The following is a 15,377-nucleotide window of genomic DNA, read 5'->3' on the forward strand; positions in this document are numbered from 1 at the left end:
TTGTCATATTGCGACACGGTTGGAGCCAGTTTGTCCGGATTTTGCTATGTTGCCGGTTAGCCCAGAAATACACGGAGTTATCCAATGCAGTCGACGAAGAAGAAGATGTTCACGCGCCTTGCCGGACTGGCCTTGGCGGGAGCCGCCACGCTGGCAAGCGCCCAATCGTCTGAAGGGACGCAGGGCGGGGTAAGCCTCCATTACGGCATTGGCGATCATTACCAGCGCCTCACGCTGAACTATGAGACGCCCTCTGTCTGGACCCACAACTTCGGCGGCAACTGGGGGCGCCTGGACCTGACTCCCGAATTCGGCGCTTCGTATTGGCAGGCGGATGGCTCGCGCTCACCCGGCCATGTCTGGCAGTTCAACGCCATCCCGATGTTCCGCTGGTGGACCGGTGAACGCTTCTACATTGAAGCCGGTATCGGCGCCACGGTGTTCTCCAGCACGCGCTTCGCCGACGAGACCATCAGCACCGCGTTCCAATTTGGCGACCATATCGGCCTGGGCTTCCTGGTCACGCCGAACAACCGCATCGGCGTGCGCTATTCGCACTTTTCCAATGCCGGCATCAAGCGTCCGAACCCGGGTCTGGATGTCGTGCAACTCACCTATACCTACCAGTTCTGATTCCACAGCGGACAGACAAGCAAAAGCCCTCGGAAACGAGGGTTTTTTTTGGTCCGCGTATTTGGGGGAGTCCGCCAGGATCCCGTTTAGAACGGGTAAAAAAAAGCCCCCGTCACAAGACGGGGGCTTTTTCACACGCGCGGCTTAGCGGTGCGTTTCGACTTGAACCAGCGGCTCGTTGGAAACGGCTGCCACGGGCTTGCGCTCGCGGCCCAGGCGCGTCGGCGTGTGTGCCGCGGCGATGCGCAGTTGCGATTGAGCGTGGCGATCGGGATCGGTTTCCACCCACTGCAGGCCGGCGGCGTTGACCACTTCGTGCAGGGCTTGGGCCTTCGCCGACGGTGCGGTTGCCGGCACCACGATAGGCTGCTGCGCGACGGCCGGAGCCACGGGCGCGGCAGGTGCCGGGGCGGGAGCGGCCGGAGCGGCTGCCACTTCGGTCACGGGCGCGCCGGGGGCTTCGACCACCGGTTCCACGGACGGAGCTTCCACCGGAGCCTGCGTTTGCGCGGCAGGGATAGCGACCTGGATCGCGGGTTCCACGGCGACCGGCTGCGTTACCTCGGGGGCAGCCGTTTGCACGGGCTGGGCCACGGGTTCAGCGGCGGCTTGCACGGGTTCGGCCTTGGGGGCTTCAGCCTGTTGCGGTTCCGCCTGTTGGGCTTCAACGCGCTGGGCTTCGACCGGCAGGGCGGCAGCATCGGCGGTCTGCGCCGGCGCGGCCTGCTCTGTTTGGGCTTGGACCGGTGCGGCTTGCGCCCTGGGGGCTTCTGCCTGGTCCGCGGCTTGGGCCGGGGCTACGCCTTCGGCTTGGTCGCCGGCGTCATCGTAGGAGCCATCTTCCAGTTGCTCGTCGCTGCCGGCCAGGCCTGCTTCTTCCTGGCTGCGGCGGCCGCGGCGGCTGCGGCGGCGGCGGCGCTTGCGTTCGGGATCGGCTGCGCCTTCGGCGCCGTCGGCGGCCGGGAAGCCATCGGCGGCCTGCTCGGCGGCATCGGCGGCGTCATCGGCTTCCTGGGTGGAAGCGACGGGCGCCTTGGCGTCGGGCAGGGCGGTGGCAACGGTCTGAGCCAGTGCCGCGACCATGCTTTCCTGTTCGCTCATCGGTGCGTCGGACTGGCCTTCTTCGCGACGGTTGCGGCCGCGGCCGCGTCGGCGGTTGCGGCCGGCGCCGGCATCTTCGCCGTTGAGTTCCGTTGCGTGCTCGGGCCGGGTGGACGCCAGGGCCGCTTGCGTGGCCTGGGTGTCGCGCTCGCCGCGGGCGTCGCTGCGGTTGTGGCGTTCGCCGCGCTCGCCTTCGGAGCGGCGGTTGCCGCGTGCGTGATGACGGCCGCCTTCGCCGCCTTCAGCGCCTTCGCCACGAGATTCGCCACGCGATTCGCCGCGGCGGTTGCGGTTGCGGTCCGAACCGTGGCGCTCGCCACGGCGTTCCTGGCCGTCATGGCCGCTACGGCCCTTGCCACGGCTGGAATTGGCGCGCTTGGCGCCTTCTTCCTGGGCGGCGGGGGCGGGCTTGGCGGTTTCGGCGTTGCCGGTCAGCCAGCCGACCAGGCGCTTGAACAGGCCGCCAAGGCCGCTGCCAGCAGCGGTTGCGGCAGGCGCTGCCGCAGCCGGGGCCGCGGGCGTCGAGACGGGAGCGGGCTGCGAGGGCGTGATGCCCTTGACCAGCGCTTCGGGACGCGCCTTGATTTCGCTTTCGCGAGGCTGCCAGGGCGCGTCGGTGGCCGGCGCTTCAACCAGTTCGAAACTGGTCTTCAGCTCTTCCAGGCGCGGGTCGTCGTGGCGCAGGCGCTCGATATGGTGATGCGGGGTCTCCAGATGCTTGTTGGGGATCAGCATCAGGTTGACCTTCAGGCGGGCTTCCATCTTGGTGATGTCGGCGCGCTTTTCGTTCAGCAGGTAAGTGGCCACGTCGACGGGCACCTGGGCGTGGACCGCCGCGGTGTTTTCCTTCATGGCCTCTTCCTGCAGCAGGCGCAGGACGTGCAGCGCGCTGGACTCGGCATCGCGGATCACGCCGGTGCCGTTGCAGCGCGGGCAGGTGATGTGCGAGCCTTCGTTCAGGGCCGGACGCAGGCGCTGGCGCGACAGTTCCATCAGGCCGAAGCGCGAGATCTTGCCCATCTGGACGCGGGCGCGGTCGAAATGGAGAGCGTCACGCAGGCGCTGTTCAACGGCGCGCTGGTTCTTGCTGTCTTCCATGTCGATGAAGTCGATGACGATCAGGCCACCCAAGTCGCGCAAGCGCAACTGGCGGGCCACTTCGTCGGCCGCTTCCGAGTTGGTGCGCAGCGCGGTTTCTTCGATGTCGGCGCCGCGGGTGGAGCGGGCGGAGTTGACGTCGACGGAGACCAGCGCTTCGGTGTGGTCGATCACGATGGCGCCGCCCGAGGGCAGCTGCACGGTGCGCGAATACGCCGTTTCGATCTGGTGTTCGATCTGGAAGCGCGAGAACAGCGGGATATCGTCGCGGTAGCGTTTGACGCGCTGGACGTTGTCCGGCATGACCACGCTCATGAAGGCGGTGGCCTGGTCGGCGATTTCATCGGTGTCGATCAGGATCTCGCCGATTTCCGGCGAGAAATAATCGCGGATGGCCCGGATGACCAGGCTGGATTCCAGGTAGATCAGGATGGGCGCGGAGTTGTCGCGGGCGGCGCCGTCGATGGCCGTCCAGAGCTGCAACAGGTAGGACAAGTCCCACTGGAGCTCTTCGACGTTGCGGCCGATGCCCGCGGTGCGGGCGATGATGCTCATACCCTGGGGCAGCTCGAGCTGCTCCATGGTGTCGCGAAGTTCCTGGCGGTCCTCGCCCTCGACGCGGCGCGAAACACCGCCGCCACGGGGGTTGTTGGGCATCAGGACCAGGTAGCGGCCAGCCAGCGAGATGAACGTGGTCAGGGCTGCGCCCTTGTTGCCGCGTTCTTCTTTTTCGACCTGGACGATCAGTTCCTGGCCTTCGCGCAGGGCGTCCTGGATGCGCGCGCTGCGGACATCCACGCCTTCCTTGAAGAAGCTGCGGGCAACTTCCTTGAAGGGCAGAAAGCCGTGGCGGTCTTCGCCGTAGTTGACGAAGCAGGCTTCAAGGCCGGGTTCGATCCGGGTGATGACACCTTTGTAGATATTGCCTTTGCGTTGTTCGCGGCCGGCAGTCTCGATGTCGAGGTCGATGAGTTTTTGCCCATCGACGATAGCGACGCGTAATTCTTCCTGATGCGTCGCATTGAACAGCATGCGCTTCATGAGAGGGTTTCTCCGTTGTCATGACGCGCCGATATCGGCGCGTGACCTCGGGTCACTCGGGCTGCGGCTGAAGCGGGCAAGAAATGCGGACCGTACCTGGGCGGCGCCCAGGCGTATCCGCCGCGGGTCAGGCGGGCACGTCGTGCCGTGGGGCACGGGGTTCTGTCAGCAGGAGGGTCAGCTTCACTGAATGTGGTTTGACGGAAAAGATTGCTGTGAACGGCAGCTGCGGTCGGATTGGTTGCCTACACGCAGCTGGTGCTTTAAATATGCGACGATTCTTGCAGTGCTTCAGAGCCGCTTGCGGCATGCAACGGACCTGCTGGGACAGCGGGCAAAGTGAATGCCACACCACTATCCGGCAGGGCGCGGTTGCGCCGGCGACCAAGAGACCCAGGGGTTGAATGAGCAGGCAGTACAATGGCGGCCCGCGCGCTCGACGGAGTTGCGTGTAAGTTGCATCTCTACGCCAGGCGGCTATTCAGCCCCTTAAGGCTGTCCCGATTATATGTCGCTTTCCGCAATGCGCAAAGAAACTTCCTCCCCCGTATCCTCCTCTAAAGCCGCCCCCGCCGTCCGAATGGTGGAGGTCGGCGCCGAGCACGCCGGCCAGCGCCTCGACAACTTCCTGATGCGGCTGTGCAAGGGCGTCCCTAAAACGCATATCTACAAGGCCATCCGCGGCGGTGAAGTGCGGGTAAACAAGGGACGTATTGCCGTCGACTACCGCGTGGTGGAGGGCGATCTGGTCCGTATCCCGCCGTTGCGCCTGCCCGATCCGGGCAAGCCCCGGCCGGTCCCGGGCGCGGAATTCCCGGTTGTGTTCGAAGACGACGCCATGCTGGTCGTGGATAAGCCCGCCGGCGTGGCGGTCCACGGCGGCAGCGGCGTGTCGTTCGGCGTGATCGAGCAATTGCGCGCCGCCCGGCCCGATGCCAAGTTCCTCGAACTGGTGCACCGGCTGGACCGCGAGACGTCGGGTTTGCTCATGGTGGCCAAGAAGCGCAGCGCGCTGCTCGCGCTGCACGCCATGTTGCGCGAAGGCAAGAGCGACAAGCACTACCTGGCGCTGGTCGAGGGCGACTGGGTCAACGACCGCCAGCACATCAAGCTTGGGCTGTCGAAATGGACCACCCAATCCGGCGAGCGCCGCGTCAAGGTGGATCCGGAGGGGCAGACCGCGCACACCATCGTGACGCTGCAGCAGCGTTTTGGCGGCTATAGCCTTGTCGACGCCGAGCTGCGCACGGGGCGTACGCACCAGATACGGGTCCACCTGGCCGCCAGCGGCTTTCCCATCGTGGGCGACGACAAGTACGGCCACGACGAGGTGCGCGCGCAGTTCGCGCGGCAAGGGTTCGGCCGCATGTTTCTGCACGCCCACCGCCTGACCCTTGCCCATCCCCTGACGGGCGAGACCATGACGCTTACCGCCGAGCTGCCGCCAGCTTGCCGGAACATACTGAAATTACTGGAGTCGGTCTGATATGTCGTATTCGCTGGTCGTCTTTGACTGGGATGGCACCCTGATGGATTCCACGCACAGCATCGTGGCCGCCATTCAGGGCGCTTGCCGTGACCTGGAGCTCGAGGTGCCGTCGGCATCCGACGCAAGCTGGGTGATTGGTCTGTCCCTGGAAAGTGCCCTGCGCCGGGCCGTGCCTGAGCTGACGCAGGCCATGCTGCCGCGCTTTCTTGAGCGCTACCGCACGCACTACCTGCTGCGAGATCCCGAATTGCGCCTGTTCGAGGGCATCCAGGAACTGCTGGCCGAGCTGGCCGGGCAGAACGTGCGGCTGGCCGTCGCCACGGGCAAGAGCCGTGTCGGCCTGACCCGCGCGCTGGCGGCCACGGGTCTGGGTCCCCTGTTCGACGCCACCCGCACGGCCGACGAGACCTTCAGCAAGCCGCATCCCGCGATGCTGCACGAGCTGATGCAGGAGCTCGACGTGGATCCGGCCCGCGTGGTGATGGTGGGCGATACCTCGCACGATCTGCAGATGGCCTGCAACGCCGGGGTGCATGGCCTGGGGGTGACCTACGGCGCTCACACCTTGAAAGAGCTGCAAGGCTGCTCGCCCCAGGCAGTGCTCGACAGCGTGCCGCTGGTGCGCGAATGGCTGCTGCCGAGGATCGGCGCGGGGGTCTAGCGCTTCGCGTACGCCCGTTCCCGTTGGTGCTGCCGCGGAACGTCCGGTGCGCTGACCTGTCTATCGGAAAAGGGGTGCCCGTCCGCTGGCGGCCTCCACGGAATATTATTGGGTCGTCCAGCGTCCATGGGTGGCGCGGGGCGCGCTCATGGCTCCCCGCGGGCGCCACCGGAGACCACGATGCTGATACGCAAGCCCGACCATTTCGTTCCATCCGAGATCACCTCCGAGGCCGTGTGGCGCTCGCGGCGCGACCTGATGCTTCGTGCCGGGCTGACGGCCGCAGCCGTCGGTTTGACAGGCTGGACGGCTCGCGGCGCCTACGCGCAGGATGCAGGCGCGCTTCCGGGCAAGGCCAATCCCGGTCTCAGCGTCATGGATAAGCCGACCTCGCTGGCGGATGTGACGTCGTACAACAATTACTACGAGTTCGGCGTCGATAAGGGCGATCCGGCGGCCAATGCCGGTAAGTTGCAGACGCGCCCCTGGACGGTCAGCGTCGAGGGCGAGGTCGGCAAGCCGCGCACGTTCACCATCGAAGAATTGCTGAAGCTCGCGCCGATGGAAGAGCGCGTTTACCGGCTGCGCTGCGTAGAGGGCTGGTCCATGGTCATTCCCTGGATGGGCTATTCGCTGTCCGAGCTGCTCAAGCAGGTGGAGCCCACCGGCAACGCCAAGTATGTGGAATTCGTGACCGCCGTGCAGCGCGAAAACATGCCGGGCGTGCGCGCGGCGGTTCTCGAATGGCCCTATGTGGAAGGCCTGCGCATCGACGAGGCCATGCATCCGCTGGCCATGCTGGTGTTTGGCGTCTATGGCCGGGTGCTGCCCAACCAGAATGGCGCCCCGCTGCGGCTGGCCGTGCCCTGGAAGTACGGGTTCAAGTCGGCCAAGTCCCTGGTAAAGATCCGTCTGGTGGAAAAGCTGCCGGTCTCGTCCTGGATCAAGGCGGCGCCGCAGGAATACGGCTTCTATGCCAACGTGAACCCCAATGTGGCCCACCCGCGCTGGAGCCAGGCCACCGAGCGCCGGATCGGCGAAGACGGCTTGTTCAGCCCGAAGCGCAAGACCCTGATGTTCAACGGCTACGGCGATCAGGTCGCTTCGCTCTATCAGGGCATGGACCTGAAAGCGAATTACTGAGACGGTCATGCCCCCAGGTGCTCCGCAGGCGGCTTCAGCCGCGCCGCCGCGCAAGGCGCAGATTTCCGCCAGGACGGTCGGGCGCTTCAAGCCATTGTTGTTCCTGGTGGGGCTGGCGCCCTTCGCGCGTTGGATCTGGTTGGGGATGAACAACGCGCTGACGGCGAATCCCGTCGAATTCCTGACCCGATCTTCCGGCACCTGGACCCTGGTTTGCCTGCTGGTGACCCTGGCCATCACCCCCCTGCGCCGCCTGACGGGGCAGCCGGCGCTGGTGCGCGTGCGTCGTATGTGCGGGCTGTTTGCCTTTTTCTACGCCACCCTGCACTTCATGGCCTGGGTGTGGTGGGATCGCGGTTTCGATCCCGCGGCAATGTTGCAAGACATCGGCGAACGCCCCTTCATCATGGTCGGATTTTCGGCCTTCGTGCTGATGACGGCGCTGGCCGCAACCTCGACGCAATGGGCCATGCGGCGGCTGGGCAAGCGCTGGCAGACCCTGCATCGCGCCATCTATGCCATCGGTTTGCTGGCGATTCTGCACTATTGGTGGCACAAAGCCGGCAAGAACGATCTGACGCAGCCCGCGCTCTACGCCGCCGTATTGGCCTTGCTGCTGGGCTGGCGCGTGGTGGCATGGTGGCGGGGGCGTTCCTAGCGCCAGCGGCGCCCCTACAGCATTGCCAGCATGATGGCGGCGGTTTCCGCGTCCGGCTGGCCGTCGTGCAGCGAGGGCCGGTAGTGCATCTGAAATGCCGCCAGCGTGTTGATCGTGGCGCGATCCAGAATGCCGTCCTGCGGGCACGCATAGCCCAGCCGTTGCATCTGTTTCTGGAACCAGGCCACGTCGGGCGTGCCTTGCGCCTGCAGGCGCGCCAGGTGGTCGGCGGCGCCCGCTTCGTTGTACCAGCGGCCTATTCCCGCCACGGCCAGCGCCTTCCAGGGAAAGAGCGGGCCCGGGTCCACCTTGCGCTGTGGCGCGATGTCGCTGTGGCCCACGACATTTTCAGGTGCGATCCCATGGCGTTTGATGATGTCCGCCAACAGAATGGTCAGCGCGCGCAGTTGGCGGTCGTCGTAGGCGTGCCAAAGGGGTTTGCCGTCCGGGCCTTCGGTCCAGCCGGCGTTCACGACCTCGATGCCGATGGATGTGCTGTTCATGGCGATGTTGCCGTACCAGGAGCTGGCGCCGGCGTGCCAGGCCGCGCGGTTCTCGTCGACCAGCCGATAGGTCCGCCCGTCGTCGTTCACCAGGTAGTGGGCGCTCACCTTGCCCTTGGACAGCAGCTCCATCGAGCGGGCGTCGTCCACGGTGGTGTAGTGCAGCACGACGGAGCGTACGCGGCTGCTTTGGCTCACGGCCGTGACAGAAGTGTCCAGATCGAGTCCGGCGGGTCCGCGCGCGGCGCAGCCCGCCAAAACCGCCGTGGCCAGCAGCGAGGCAATAAGACGGAACATGGTCAGCGGGCCAGGTAAAGGAACAGCGTGGGCAGCTTGTCGAGCTGGGGCGGCGGCAGCTGCTTCCATTCGGCCACGGTGTGGGTGGCGATCCATTCCTCGGCCGTTGTGACCGAGCGGGCCACGCAGAGCCTGGTGTCCGCCTTCAGGCTTGCCAGCAGCGTGGCGAACATGGCGGCGTTGCGGTAGGGCGTTTCGATCAGGAGCTGGGTCTGATTATGCTTTGCGGAATGCTGCTCCCAGGCGCGCAATTGCTTGGCGCGCTCGGCGGCATCCACGGGCGCGTAGCCGTGGAAGGCGAAGCGCTGGCCGTCCAGGCCGCTGGCCATGAGGCCCAGCAGAATCGAAGAGGGGCCGACCCAGGGCGTTACGGTGATGCCCAGGCGATGCGCGGCGGCCACCACCTTGGCGCCGGGGTCCGCCACCGCGGGGCAGCCCGCCTCTGAGACCAGTCCGATTTCCGCACCTTGCGCAACGGGCGCCAGCCAGGTTTTGATCTGAGCCGCATCGGCCTTGTCGGTCAGGGTGTGGATCGTGATTTCCTGCAGCGGCCGGGTGGTGCCGATGAGCTTCAGGAAGGCGCGGGCCGTCTTGGCGTTCTCGGCGATATAGGTGTCCAACCTGCCTGCCAGGGCGCGAACCTCGGCGGGTAGCCAGCGCTCCGGCGGCGCGTCGCCCAGGCCGACTGGAATGAGGTGCAGGATGCCGCTCATGCGGGGGCTCCTGGCGCGTCCAACGGATCCAGGCCGAACCGCGCTAGCATGCGCGTGAGCTCGATCAGGGGCAGGCCGATGATGGCCGTGGGATCGTCGCTCTGAATGCTCTCCATCAGGGCGATGCCCAGGCTTTCCGCCTTGGCGCTGCCTGCGGTATCGTAGGGTTCTTCGGCGCGCAGATAAGCGTCTATGGCGCGATCGGACAATTGGCGAAAGCGGCAGCGCGTGATGATGTCTGCTTTTTCCACCCGTTGCCCGTCCGTGACAGCCAGGGCGCTGTGAAACTCCACGATCTGGCCCGACAAGGCCCGCAATTGCGCCTGGGCGCGCGGGAAATCGCCTGGCTTGCCGATGGGGGCTCCGTCCACGGTAGCGACCTGGTCCGATCCGATAACGATGCTGCCGGGGTGGCTGACGGCCACCGCCATGGCCTTCGCCACGGACAGGCGTAGCGCCAGGGCAGCGGGCGTTTCGCCGGGCTGTGGCGTTTCGTCTACATCGGGGGAAATCGCCGTAAAGGGCAGGCGCAGGCGCGACAACAATTCTTTGCGGTAACGCGAGCTGGACGCGAGGATCAGGTTAGGCTTCAGGGGCATGCGGCATTTGACGGTGATACGTAAGTCACAGTATTATCTAACGTTTTGCGGCATTTTTGCAGGAACATCGACATGACACCTAAGGGATTGCCTGGCGGCGCTAGCCGCGACGCGGGCGGATCGGCAGGTGCAGCGAAGGGCGTGGATGGGGCTGCAAGCGGGGCTGCAAGCGGAGCTGCAAGCGGAGCTGCAAGCGAAAATGCGGTTGCGGATGTAAAACGCATCGACGCCTTCGCTTTTGCCCGTTTGGGCAGGCAGGCGCAAGGTAGCGTCGCTTTGGCTCGGCTTGTCCGGGTGGTTGAGGGCTTGCCCGATCAACCGCAGGGCGAGGCTGGGCTTGTGGCGTGGTCCGTACGGGGCGAAGAGGGCAAGACCGGCTTCTTGCTGGGTCAGCCGCTCTTGCATCTGCATGTGCAGGCAAATCCAGTGGTCATATGCCAGCGGTGCAATGCGCCGTTTGTATATCCGGTGGATAGTGAAGTCCTGCTGCAACTGGTCAAATCTGAAGACGACCTCGACGATGGTTATTCCGCTGCCGAACAAGGCGACGGTGATGACCAGGACGACGAGGACGACGAAGGCGAAGGAAGGGATTCTGCGCCTCATCTGCCTGAAAAGGTGGTGGGATCGCATCATTTTGATCTGCTGGCCCAGATCGAAGATGAGCTCATTCTGAGCATTCCGTATGTGCCCAAGCATGATGTATGCCTGGGCGCGCAGGCCAAAGTCAGCGACGTTCCTCAAGAGGAACCTGCTGTCAAGCGTCCGTCGCCGTTTGCGGTGCTGGAACAACTGAAGCACAAAGATTGAGATCAACATCGGGCCGCATCGCGTACAATGCGCCCCGTTTCTAGGAGTCATCATGGCCGTTCAACAAAACAAGAAGTCCCCCTCCAAGCGCGGTATGCACCGCTCGCACGATTTTCTGGTTGCTCCGTCGACCGCCATCGAGCCCAATACCGGTGAAACGCACCTGCGCCACCACATCAGCCCCAACGGCTTCTATCGCGGCCGTAAGGTCCTGAAGACCAAGGCCGACGAATAAGGCCCCCGGGCCGAACTCGTACTCGGACCAATTCGGCTGAGCGCTGATACCTGGCACCCGTGATACGCATCGCCATAGACTGTATGGGCGGAGACTTTGGTCTGCCCGTCACGATTCCGGCTGCGATCGAGTTCGCCCGGCAATTTCCGGACACCCGGCTATTGCTGGTCGGGCTTCCCGACGCTATCGAAGCGGCGCTTTCCGAGCACCGTAACGTAGCGCGCGATCGTCTGGAAATCGTGGCGGCTTCCGAGGTCGTCACCATGGACGACCCTGTCGAGGTCGCCCTGCGCCGCAAAAAAGACTCCTCCATGCGCCTGGCCGCCCAGTCCGTCAAGGATGGGCGCGCCGACGCCTGCGTTTCCGCGGGCAATACAGGCGCGTGGATGGCCATTTCACGCTATGTGCTCAAGACGCTGGACGGCATTGACCGGCCCGCGATCGCCACGTCCATTCCGAACCAGACGGGCCGCGCCACCACGGTGCTGGACCTTGGCGCGAATGTGGACTGCTCGGCCGAGCATCTGCTGCAGTTCGCCATCATGGGCGCCGCGCTGTCGCAGGCGGTGGACCATCGCGAAAACCCCACCGTGGGTTTGCTGAACATCGGCGAAGAAGTCATCAAGGGCAATGAAGTCGTCAAGGAAGCCGCCGAGCTTCTGCGCGGCAGCCCGTTGAATTTCTACGGCAACGTGGAAGGCAATGACATTTTCAAGGGCACGGTCGATGTCGTCGTCTGCGACGGTTTCGTCGGAAACGTCGTGCTCAAGTCCGTCGAGGGATTGGCGAAGATGCTGTCCAGCGTCATTCGCGAAGAGTTCAAACGCAATCTGATCACGCTGCTCGCCGGCGCGGTGGCCAAGCCGGTGCTGAACCGCCTGCGCCATCGTGTCGACAACCGGCGCTATAACGGCGCCGCGTTGCTGGGCCTGCGCGGCGTGGTCATCAAGAGCCATGGTTCCGCGGACGTTTACGCCTTCGGTTTTGCGTTGCAACGAGCCCGCGAAGCCGTAGTGAGTAAACTGCTGGAGCGCACCGCTCAGACGGTCGCTCAAATTACCAAGCGCGTTCAATCAGGCGAGGGCCCTTCGGCGCCGTCGCCAAACGTGGCTGGGGACACCGCTTGATGGATACCGCAATGAAATATTCCGTGATCGCGGGCACCGGCAGCTTCCTGCCGGAACGCGTGGTTTCGAATGACGAGCTGGCAGCGGAGTTGGCGACGCGCGACATCGCCACCTCGGATGAGTGGATTGTCGAACGCACGGGCATCCGGCAGCGCCGTCTGGCCGAGCGTGGCGTCACCACCAGCCAGCTGGCCACCGAGGCCTCGCGCCGCGCGCTGGCCGATGCCGGCGTAGACGCTTCCGAAGTCGACCTCATCGTGGTGGCCACGTCCACCCCTGACTTTGTGTTTCCCAGCACGGCTTGCCTGGTGCAGGCCAATCTGGGCGCCAAGGGTTCGGCGGCTTTCGATGTGCAGGCCGTGTGCAGCGGCTTCGTGTACGCGCTGACCACCGCCGACAGCTTCATCCGCGCGGGCCGCGCACGTTGCGCGCTGGTTATCGGCGCCGAGGTGTTTTCGCGCATCCTGGACTGGAATGACCGCAGTACCTGCGTGCTGTTCGGCGACGGCGCCGGCGCCGTGGTGCTGAAGGCCTCCGACCAGCCCGGCATCCTGGCCGCGCAGCTGCATGCCGACGGCAGCCAGATGAAGATCCTGAGCGCCGCGGGCAACGTGGCCTATGGCGACGTGACGGGCGACCCTTTCCTGCGCATGGATGGCCAAGCCGTCTTCAAGCAGGCCGTCACCGTGCTGGACCGCTCCGCGCGCGACACCTGCGCCGAAGCCGGTATCGAGATCGGCGACGTCGATTGGCTGATTCCGCATCAGGCCAACGTGCGCATCCTGAATTTCCTGGCCCGCAAGCTCAGCGTGCCGGTCGAGAAGGTCGTCATCACCGTCGACAGCCACGCCAATACGTCGGCGGCCAGCGTACCGCTGGCACTGGATGCCGCGCGCCGCGATGGCCGCGTCAAGCCGGGCCAGCTCATCCTGATGCAAGGCGTGGGCGGCGGATTCACCTGGGGCTCGGTACTGGCCCGCATGTAAGGGTGCGCCCGGGCGGTGCGGCTTGCATGCCGCACCCGCCAAGAGAGCGCGCCCGGCATCTCCCACAGACACTGAATCAATCCAAACGCTCAATCATGAAAATCGCTTTTGTCTTTCCCGGCCAAGGTTCGCAAGCTATCGGCATGCTGGATGCCTGGTCGGGCGTCGCGGCCGTCGCCGACACCGTGGCGCAGGCTTCGCAGGCCCTTGGGCAGGACCTGGGCGCGCTGATCGCGCAGGGGCCCGTTGAGCAGCTCAACCTGACCACCAATACCCAGCCCGCCATGCTGACGGCCGGCGTTGCGTGCTACGCGGCCTGGTGCGCCGCCGGGGGCCGCAAGCCCGACGTCGTGGCCGGCCACAGCCTGGGCGAATACGCCGCGCTGACGGCCGCCGGATCGCTGACGCTTGACGACGCCGTGCGCCTGGTGCGCGTGCGCGCCGACGCCATGCAGGCCGCCGTGCCGGTCGGCACCGGCGCCATGGCCGCCATTCTTGGGCTGGACGATGACGCCGTGCGTGCCGCGTGCGCCGCCGCCGCCCACGGCGAAGTCGTCGAAGCCGTGAATTTCAATGCGCCCGCGCAAGTCGTGATCGCGGGGCACAAGGCCGCCGTCGAGCGCGCGTGCGAACTGGCCAAGGCGGCGGGCGCCAAGCGCGCATTGCTGCTGCCGGTGTCCGCGCCGTTCCATTCCAGCCTGCTCAAACCCGCCGCCGATGTGCTGGCCGCGGCGCTGGCCGGGGTGAGCGTGTCGGCGCCGCAGATTCAAGTCATCAACAACGTCGACGTGGCCACGCCTGTCGAGCCCGGTGCCATCCGGGATGCGCTGGTGCGCCAGGCATGGCATCCTGTGCGCTGGGTCGAAACCCTGCGCGCGATGAAGGCGCAAGGCGTCACCCACATCATCGAGTGCGGTCCCGGCAAGGTGCTGGCGGGCCTGACCAAGCGTATCGACCCCGAACTTACCGGCCTGGCCATCACCGACCCCGCTTCGCTAGAGGCCGCGCTGGCCGTCGTCAACGGAAATTAAAGCTATGGATAACACCTCGATCGAGTTGCAGGGCAAGATCGCGCTGGTCACCGGCGCCACGCGCGGCATCGGCCGCGCCATCGCCCAGGAACTGGCCGCTCGCGGCGCGACGGTCGTCGGCACCGCCACTTCCGAGTCGGGCGCGGCCGCCATCACCGAAGCGCTGGCTCCGTTGGGCGGCCGAGGCGTGGTGCTTGACGTGACCGACGCCCAAGCCTGCGACGCGCTGATCGATGCGCTGGGCAAGGAAGGCGGCGGTCCGCATATCCTCGTCAATAACGCTGGCATCACCCGTGATACGCTGGCGATGCGCATGAAAGACGACGATTGGTCGGCGGTCATCGACACGAACCTGGCCTCGGTTTTCCGCTTGTCGCGCGCGGTTTTGCGCAGCATGATGAAAGCCCGCTGGGGACGGATCATCAACGTGACCTCGGTGGTGGGTTCCAGCGGTAACGCCGGGCAGGCCAACTACGCGGCCGCCAAGGCGGGCGTGGCGGGCATGTCGCGCGCACTGGCGCGTGAACTGGGCAGCCGCAACATCACCGTGAACTGCGTGGCTCCAGGCTTCATCGATACGGATATGACGCGCGCGCTGGGTGAAAACCAGACCGCGGCGCTGTTGCAGCAGATACCGCTGGGCCGTTTGGGTTCGCCCACGGACATCGCCCATGCGGTGGCCTTTTTGTCCGGGCCGCAGGCGGGTTACATTACCGGCACCACCCTGCACGTCAACGGCGGGATGTACATGCAATAAATCACGAATCGCGCGTGGCGGCCTGGACCGCCGCGCCACCTCCGGGAAACCGGCGGAGCAGCGCGCGATTCACCGGAAACGCCGGTCACGGGTATTCCTGCGTCACTCTTGGCGACAGAACTGGTGCTCGGTGTTATTTTTGTCACGGTCAGGCGTTGCATCACTCCGCGCTTGGCTATAATTCGCGGGATTTTTCCCATTTGGAGATCTGCATGGAAAGCATCGAACAGCGCGTCAAGAAGATCGTCGCTGAACAACTTGGCGTGAACGAAGCCGAGATCAAGAACGAATCCTCCTTCCTTGACGACCTCGGTGCCGATTCGCTCGACATGGTCGAACTGGTCATGGCCCTCGAAGACGAATTCGAGACCGAGATCCCCGACGAAGAGGCCGAAAAGATCACGACCGTGCAACAAGCGATTGACTACATCAATTCGCACGGTAAGCAGTAAGCTCAGCCTATATCGTTCTGGTTGCCCGAGATGACCTCGGCCA

The 15,377-nt window shown here is 65.2% G+C and carries 16 protein-coding genes; 12 read left to right on the forward strand and 4 right to left on the reverse strand.

Annotated elements, in window-relative coordinates; all coding sequences use genetic code 11:
* Nucleotides 1-84: 84 nt before the first annotated feature.
* Nucleotides 85-633, forward strand: a complete 549-nt coding sequence (locus ASE30_RS13250) for an acyloxyacyl hydrolase (protein ID WP_057284766.1) — start codon at nt 85-87, stop codon at nt 631-633.
* Nucleotides 634-777: 144 nt separating this feature from the next.
* Here the strand turns inward: ASE30_RS13250 and ASE30_RS13255 are convergent, their stop codons facing one another.
* The gene (locus ASE30_RS13255; RefSeq protein ID WP_057284767.1) at nt 778-3,873 is read right to left on the reverse strand and encodes an Rne/Rng family ribonuclease; all 3,096 of its coding nucleotides are present in this window, start codon (nt 3,871-3,873) and stop codon (nt 778-780) included.
* A gap of 523 nt (nt 3,874-4,396) precedes the next feature.
* Between ASE30_RS13255 and ASE30_RS13260 the strand changes: the two genes are divergently transcribed.
* From ASE30_RS13260 to msrQ, 4 genes are all read left to right on the forward strand, one after another.
* Nucleotides 4,397-5,359 carry an RluA family pseudouridine synthase gene (locus tag ASE30_RS13260; protein ID WP_369819320.1) on the forward strand — a complete coding sequence of 321 codons (963 nt, stop codon included), beginning with the start codon at nt 4,397-4,399 and terminating at the stop codon, nt 5,357-5,359.
* 1 nt (nt 5,360) lies between these two features.
* A complete protein-coding gene (locus ASE30_RS13265) occupies nt 5,361-6,023 on the forward strand; it encodes an HAD family hydrolase (protein ID WP_057284769.1) in 663 nt (220 codons plus the stop codon).
* A 180-nt stretch (nt 6,024-6,203) separates the two neighbouring features.
* Nucleotides 6,204-7,166, forward strand: a complete 963-nt coding sequence (msrP, locus tag ASE30_RS13270; RefSeq protein WP_057284770.1) for a protein-methionine-sulfoxide reductase catalytic subunit MsrP — start codon at nt 6,204-6,206, stop codon at nt 7,164-7,166.
* Between the two features lie 7 nt (nt 7,167-7,173).
* Nucleotides 7,174-7,824 (forward strand): protein-methionine-sulfoxide reductase heme-binding subunit MsrQ, encoded by a 651-nt coding sequence (gene msrQ, locus ASE30_RS13275; RefSeq protein ID WP_057284771.1) that lies wholly within the window; start codon nt 7,174-7,176, stop codon nt 7,822-7,824.
* 14 nt (nt 7,825-7,838) lie between these two features.
* Here msrQ and ASE30_RS13280 read toward each other — a convergent pair whose 3' ends face one another.
* The 3 genes from ASE30_RS13280 to ASE30_RS13290 are packed head-to-tail and all read right to left on the reverse strand — an operon-like array spanning nt 7,839 to nt 9,936.
* Nucleotides 7,839-8,624 carry an N-acetylmuramoyl-L-alanine amidase gene (locus ASE30_RS13280; protein ID WP_057284772.1) on the reverse strand — a complete coding sequence of 262 codons (786 nt, stop codon included), beginning with the start codon at nt 8,622-8,624 and terminating at the stop codon, nt 7,839-7,841.
* Nucleotides 8,625-8,626: 2 nt separating this feature from the next.
* Nucleotides 8,627-9,337: an SAM-dependent methyltransferase gene (locus ASE30_RS13285; RefSeq protein WP_057284773.1), complete on the reverse strand. Its 711-nt coding sequence runs from the start codon at nt 9,335-9,337 to the stop codon at nt 8,627-8,629.
* Entirely contained in the window at nt 9,334-9,936 is a 603-nt protein-coding gene (locus ASE30_RS13290) for a Maf-like protein (RefSeq protein WP_057284774.1), read from the reverse strand. Before ASE30_RS13290 ends, ASE30_RS13285 begins: the two co-directional genes overlap by 4 nt.
* A gap of 72 nt (nt 9,937-10,008) precedes the next feature.
* Here ASE30_RS13290 and ASE30_RS28535 point away from each other — a divergent pair, with 72 nt between their 5' ends.
* From ASE30_RS28535 to acpP, 7 genes are all read left to right on the forward strand, one after another.
* Entirely contained in the window at nt 10,009-10,746 is a 738-nt protein-coding gene (locus ASE30_RS28535; RefSeq protein WP_082601572.1) for a DUF177 domain-containing protein, read from the forward strand.
* A 52-nt stretch (nt 10,747-10,798) separates the two neighbouring features.
* Nucleotides 10,799-10,981 carry a 50S ribosomal protein L32 gene (rpmF, locus tag ASE30_RS13300; protein WP_006218037.1) on the forward strand — a complete coding sequence of 61 codons (183 nt, stop codon included), beginning with the start codon at nt 10,799-10,801 and terminating at the stop codon, nt 10,979-10,981.
* Between the two features lie 59 nt (nt 10,982-11,040).
* On the forward strand, nt 11,041-12,108 hold the full coding sequence (gene plsX, locus ASE30_RS13305) for a phosphate acyltransferase PlsX (RefSeq protein WP_057284776.1): 1,068 nt from the start codon (nt 11,041-11,043) through the stop codon (nt 12,106-12,108).
* A complete protein-coding gene (locus ASE30_RS13310) occupies nt 12,108-13,094 on the forward strand; it encodes a beta-ketoacyl-ACP synthase III (RefSeq protein ID WP_057284777.1) in 987 nt (328 codons plus the stop codon). Before plsX ends, ASE30_RS13310 begins: the two co-directional genes overlap by 1 nt.
* A gap of 95 nt (nt 13,095-13,189) precedes the next feature.
* Nucleotides 13,190-14,125: an ACP S-malonyltransferase gene (fabD, locus tag ASE30_RS13315; protein WP_057284778.1), complete on the forward strand. Its 936-nt coding sequence runs from the start codon at nt 13,190-13,192 to the stop codon at nt 14,123-14,125.
* A gap of 4 nt (nt 14,126-14,129) precedes the next feature.
* Nucleotides 14,130-14,882 (forward strand): 3-oxoacyl-ACP reductase FabG, encoded by a 753-nt coding sequence (gene fabG, locus ASE30_RS13320; RefSeq protein WP_057284779.1) that lies wholly within the window; start codon nt 14,130-14,132, stop codon nt 14,880-14,882.
* Between the two features lie 212 nt (nt 14,883-15,094).
* On the forward strand, nt 15,095-15,334 hold the full coding sequence (acpP, locus tag ASE30_RS13325; protein WP_003813816.1) for an acyl carrier protein: 240 nt from the start codon (nt 15,095-15,097) through the stop codon (nt 15,332-15,334).
* Nucleotides 15,335-15,377 lie beyond the last annotated feature (43 nt).

This window comes from Achromobacter sp. Root83, from assembly GCF_001428845.1.
Taxonomy (GTDB): domain Bacteria; phylum Pseudomonadota; class Gammaproteobacteria; order Burkholderiales; family Burkholderiaceae_B; genus Achromobacter.

What these genes read in the sequence shown, in the direction of transcription:
- fabD (WP_057284778.1), top strand. Translation starts at nt 13,190, where the DNA reads ATGAAAATCGCTTTTGTCTTTCCCGGCCAAGGTTCGCAAGCTATCGGC.
- ASE30_RS13250 (WP_057284766.1), top strand. Translation starts at nt 85, where the DNA reads ATGCAGTCGACGAAGAAGAAGATGTTCACGCGCCTTGCCGGACTGGCC.
- ASE30_RS28535 (WP_082601572.1), top strand. Translation starts at nt 10,009, where the DNA reads ATGACACCTAAGGGATTGCCTGGCGGCGCTAGCCGCGACGCGGGCGGA.
- ASE30_RS13310 (WP_057284777.1), top strand. Translation starts at nt 12,108, where the DNA reads ATGGATACCGCAATGAAATATTCCGTGATCGCGGGCACCGGCAGCTTC.
- msrQ (WP_057284771.1), top strand. Translation starts at nt 7,174, where the DNA reads ATGCCCCCAGGTGCTCCGCAGGCGGCTTCAGCCGCGCCGCCGCGCAAG.
- ASE30_RS13280 (WP_057284772.1), bottom strand. Translation starts at nt 8,624, where the DNA reads ATGTTCCGTCTTATTGCCTCGCTGCTGGCCACGGCGGTTTTGGCGGGC.
- ASE30_RS13260 (WP_369819320.1), top strand. Translation starts at nt 4,397, where the DNA reads ATGCGCAAAGAAACTTCCTCCCCCGTATCCTCCTCTAAAGCCGCCCCC.
- acpP (WP_003813816.1), top strand. Translation starts at nt 15,095, where the DNA reads ATGGAAAGCATCGAACAGCGCGTCAAGAAGATCGTCGCTGAACAACTT.
- ASE30_RS13285 (WP_057284773.1), bottom strand. Translation starts at nt 9,337, where the DNA reads ATGAGCGGCATCCTGCACCTCATTCCAGTCGGCCTGGGCGACGCGCCG.
- rpmF (WP_006218037.1), top strand. Translation starts at nt 10,799, where the DNA reads ATGGCCGTTCAACAAAACAAGAAGTCCCCCTCCAAGCGCGGTATGCAC.
- ASE30_RS13255 (WP_057284767.1), bottom strand. Translation starts at nt 3,873, where the DNA reads ATGAAGCGCATGCTGTTCAATGCGACGCATCAGGAAGAATTACGCGTC.
- msrP (WP_057284770.1), top strand. Translation starts at nt 6,204, where the DNA reads ATGCTGATACGCAAGCCCGACCATTTCGTTCCATCCGAGATCACCTCC.
- ASE30_RS13265 (WP_057284769.1), top strand. Translation starts at nt 5,361, where the DNA reads ATGTCGTATTCGCTGGTCGTCTTTGACTGGGATGGCACCCTGATGGAT.
- ASE30_RS13290 (WP_057284774.1), bottom strand. Translation starts at nt 9,936, where the DNA reads ATGCCCCTGAAGCCTAACCTGATCCTCGCGTCCAGCTCGCGTTACCGC.
- fabG (WP_057284779.1), top strand. Translation starts at nt 14,130, where the DNA reads ATGGATAACACCTCGATCGAGTTGCAGGGCAAGATCGCGCTGGTCACC.